Raw genomic sequence first — 711 nt, forward strand, 5'->3', positions numbered from 1 at the left:
GTAATTCAAGCTCAGCCCCTGCAAGATAGCTAGCGCCCTCATAGATCTGATAAAAAGGATTAGGGCTCAGCACTAAAGCTTGATTACTGGCTTCTCTATCGATGACCGCCTGAGTAAAAGAAAAAATTGCCTCTCGTGTGCCGTTTACCGGAAGAATATTATCTTCGCTGCAAAGAGTGCCGGGCTTTAGATTAAAGCGTTGTGTCGCCCAGTTTGTCATGCTCTTTCGAAACTCAGGTAACCCTTTTGTGCTTGGGTATATTGCGACTTTGCCTAGGTTATTGGTGATGCTGTCGAGCACAAACTGCGGAGAAGGGTGCTTCGGTTCACCAATAGACAAGGGAATAGCTGAATAATCTGCTGATGGTGTTACTTGCCCGAGCAGTGCTTTAAGCTTTTCAAAGGGATAGGGCTGAAGTTTATTCAAGTCTGGGTTCATGAGGTTATTTCTACCTGCTCATCTAGAAGTGTACATATGTCGTGCTGTAAGGCCTCGCAAATCATTGCGTCACTAAGCGGTTGACCGTCTGTGTCGGTAATGAAGAAAACGTCTTCTACTCGCTCGCCCAAGGTGGCAATACGTGCATTGATCAATGATAAATTATGCTTTAGAAGTGCCTGACCAATCCGTGCGAGTAGGCCTGGACGGTCAGGCGTTACAACCTCCATCACGGTACGCTGATTAATCATGTCATTGCTGAAAGTCACTTC

2 protein-coding genes are annotated in these 711 nt (G+C 46.1%); both read right to left on the reverse strand.

Features of this window, described 5'->3' with window-relative positions:
- A partial coding sequence (locus A3729_RS06245; protein ID WP_156497736.1) for an aminotransferase class I/II-fold pyridoxal phosphate-dependent enzyme occupies nucleotides 1-439 on the reverse strand: 439 nt, incomplete at its 3' end.
- The coding region (locus tag A3729_RS06250; protein WP_156490320.1) for an ACT domain-containing protein at nucleotides 436-711 on the reverse strand (276 nt) is incomplete at its 5' end. The genes A3729_RS06250 and A3729_RS06245, both read right to left, overlap by 4 nt.

Source organism: Oleiphilus sp. HI0043, from assembly GCF_001634935.1.